The organism is Deltaproteobacteria bacterium, from assembly GCA_020848905.1.
In the GTDB taxonomy this organism is placed as follows: Bacteria; Myxococcota_A; Polyangia.
In genome coordinates, this window is record JADLHG010000084.1 from 1 (window position 1) to 3,093 (window position 3,093).

Annotated in this window: 3 protein-coding genes; 2 read left to right on the forward strand and 1 reads right to left on the reverse strand. The window is 69.6% G+C overall.

Features of this window, described 5'->3' with window-relative positions; genetic code table 11:
* Positions 1-244 precede the first annotated feature (244 nt).
* Together IT371_31700 and IT371_31705 are read left to right on the forward strand one after the other, a co-directional pair.
* Positions 245-1,093: a PEP-CTERM sorting domain-containing protein gene (locus IT371_31700; protein ID MCC6752256.1), complete on the forward strand. Its 849-nt coding sequence runs from the start codon at positions 245-247 to the stop codon at positions 1,091-1,093.
* Between the two features lie 133 nt (positions 1,094-1,226).
* Positions 1,227-1,970, forward strand: a complete 744-nt coding sequence (locus tag IT371_31705; GenBank protein MCC6752257.1) for a hypothetical protein — start codon at positions 1,227-1,229, stop codon at positions 1,968-1,970.
* Positions 1,971-2,272: 302 nt separating this feature from the next.
* Here IT371_31705 and IT371_31710 read toward each other — a convergent pair whose 3' ends face one another.
* Positions 2,273-2,704, reverse strand: a complete 432-nt coding sequence (locus IT371_31710) for a hypothetical protein (GenBank protein ID MCC6752258.1) — start codon at positions 2,702-2,704, stop codon at positions 2,273-2,275.
* Positions 2,705-3,093 lie beyond the last annotated feature (389 nt).

The following is a 3,093-nucleotide window of genomic DNA, read 5'->3' on the forward strand; positions in this document are numbered from 1 at the left end:
ACCGCGCTACGGCGCTGATCCCGCGGCACGGCCGGGCCGGCAGCCCGCCCAGCGCGCCTTTTGCCGGTTCCTCTCCGGGTCTCGGTGCGCTTCGTGGCAGGGGGTACGAGAGAGGTCAGGGGGAGGTCCACGTGCCGCGCCGGCGCGCGGGCTAAAAAGGGCCCATCGCAGGGCCTGCTGGCCATCGGGGCCTCGCGGGACCGAATCCGGGGCCTCGGCCCCCTCACCTGGGAAGGCAATCGTCATGACCAAGATCACACACCTCCTGCTCGCGGGTGCCGCGGGCCTGGTGCTCTGCGCCGGCAGCGTGCCGGCGGGGGCTCTCACGATCAGCGCCACGTACTCGAACACCACCACGGACAACGACAACCACGCGGACGAGGACGCCGTCACCGGCTCGAACTGGATCGGGAGCAGCAGCGTCACGATCGCCGACGCGGTAAGCAACTCGGCGACGGTCGAGCGCCGGTTCGCCGGACAGGCCGGCGCGTACAACGACGGCAACATCACCCAGAGCGTCGACGCCACGGTGACGTGGACCGTCACGGCGAGCCCCAACGTCGTCTACAGCATCCTGTTCGCGCCCGAGTTCCACGGCTACGTCAAGATCTACGACGAGCTCGCGGACGAGAGCGGCGATGGGGCCAGCCTCGGCGGATTCAGCGCATCGCTGATGAAGGACGCCCTCCCGATCTCGGCCAGCGGCCTTGGGCTTTCGGGCGGATCTCGCAGCACCGGTGGCGGCAACAACGTGGACTCCGCGGGCAGCAACACGCTTACGGGACTGAGCGGGAGCCACGTGTTCGAGCTGCGGTACACGGGGTCCGTGGTCGCCAATGGTGCGAACAGCTCGATCTTCTGTGCCGACAAGACGAGCGCGACGGCGTCGTGGGGCATGGACGGGACGATGACCGGGGAGTGCAATGCGCCCGCCGACTTCTTTAAGTACTCGAGCGCGGGCTCCCGGGACGCGGACGGCCTCTTCATGCCGGCGACCGTGACGATCACCGCGGTCGTCCCTGAGCCGGGAACGCTGCTCCTGCTCACTGCGGGCCTCGTGGGCCTCGGTGTTCAGGGCCGGCGGCGCGCCTAGCGCCGGCAGATCTGGCGTCGCGGGGCTGCCCCGCGAACGAGCGCCCCGGGCCTTGGGCCCGGGGCGCTTCGCGATCAGGGTCCAAATCCTCCCCCGGACAAGGCTTCGAATTGGGCGCTATCGGACGTAGCCCATCAAGCGCCCGCTTCTTCTTCCTGGGCGCTTCGACTCGGCCAATCTCGATCACGTCGTCGACAAGGCGAGCTACCGCCGCGAGGAGCCGAAGCTCCGCGAGGCGCTGCTGAACGCCCAGTTCGATCTCGCGCAGCAGGCGCGCTTTCCGGTGCTGATCGTGATCGGGGGCGTGGAGGGAGCGGGCAAGAGCGAGACGGTGAACCTGCTCAACGAGTGGATGGATCCCCGCCACATCCACACGCACGCCTTCCCGCCGCCGTCGGACGAGGAGCGCGAGCGGCCGCGCATGTGGCGCTTCTGGCGGCACCTGCCGCGCCGGGGGCGGTTCGTGCTCTTCGACCGCTCGTGGTACGGCCGCGTGCTCGTCGAGCGCGTCGAGGGCCTGTGTGCGGAACGCGACTGGATGCGCGCCTACGGTGAGATCAACGACTTCGAGCAGGCGATGGTCGCGCACGGCCTCGTGGTCGCGAAGTTCTGGCTCGCCATCAGCAAGCAGGAGCAGCTCCGCCGCTTAAATGCACGGGAGAAGACGAGCTTCAAGCGCTTCAAGCTCACGCCCGACAACTGGCGCAACCGGAAGAAGTGGGAAGCCTACGAGGGCGCGGTCTGCGACATGGTGGACCGCACCAGCACACAGCACGCACCCTGGACGCTGGTCGAGGCGAACGACAAGTGCCACGCCCGGATCGCGGTGCTGAAGACGCTGTGCGCCGCTATCGAGGCGCGCCTCGACGCGATGTGACACGATCGCGATGCATTGCGCCATGCAGCTTCGCCCGCCGGGAGCCCTCGCACCGGACGGGTCAGGGAAGGCTGAGGCGGCGCTCAGGAAAGCCGCGCGCGCGATTGCGAGAATGAGCCGCACCAGAATCCCAGGGGAGGGGTCGGTGCATGCAGCCTCAGCCGCCTACGACGACGCCGGCACGCCCCCGCCGCAGGGCAAGGCGCAAGACGCCCGGCCCGGACCGCCCGCCTTCAGCGCGCGCACAGCAGCCTCTCGCGCGGACGGCATCGGCTCGTGGCTCGCGCTCGTTCCGCCGCCGCTCAGCGCGGGCCCTGCTCCCGGGTCTCGCCCTCGATCAGCCTCCGCCAGCGGGTCCGCACGTCGTAGTCCGGAATCCCTGCGGCCAGACGCTCGACCTCACGCTCGATGAGGTCCCGCTCGAGCTCGTCGCGGAGGCTGCGCAGAACGGACTCGGCATCCGTCAGGTCGCGCTCGCGTGTGGAGAGCAGCTTGAGCAGCACGAAGTCCTCGGCCCCGAGCACGCGGATCGGGCGCTCCCGCAGCGAGGACTCGATCGCCCGCGAGAGAGCCCGCGTGGCGTACGCCGGATCGCGGGGCTCGACGAGGTCGAGCGTATTGTGCGCATCGCCCTCGACCAATGCGATCCGGCTGATCCGCAGGCCCCCGAAGACGCGGCGGTCGAAGGTCGGCAGCGTGCGGAGCCCGAGCTCGCTCACGAGTAGCCGGCCCACCGACGTTGCGTCTGCCTGCGCGACCGCGAGGTCGACGTCGCGCGTCTCTCGCGCCTCGCCGCCATTGAAGGGGCAGGCCCTCCCCCGTGGAACTTGTCACATTGGGCGTTACCGGACGTAACCCGCAGAGCGCCCGCCTATTTTTCCTAGGCGCTCTACGAGCGCATCCTCGGGGAGGCCGCCGCCAGGCGGCTGAGCGTCTCGCGCTGCGGCTGCCGGAAAACGCTCCCGATGAGCTCAGGATCGGCATGTCGATGGAGCACCGCATCGTCCGCCCGGGACACAGCGGAAGTCAGGCCAGCCAGTTCTCGCGAGCGACCTGAAGACGCTCGAAGGCTCGGTCGGCCGTGACCAGGGTGAGGCCGTACGCCAGCGCGTGCACCGCGATG

Bases quoted from the DNA above. Each gene is read 5' to 3' on its own strand.
- IT371_31700 (MCC6752256.1), top strand. From the start codon at position 245: ATGACCAAGATCACACACCTCCTGCTCGCGGGTGCCGCGGGCCTGGTG.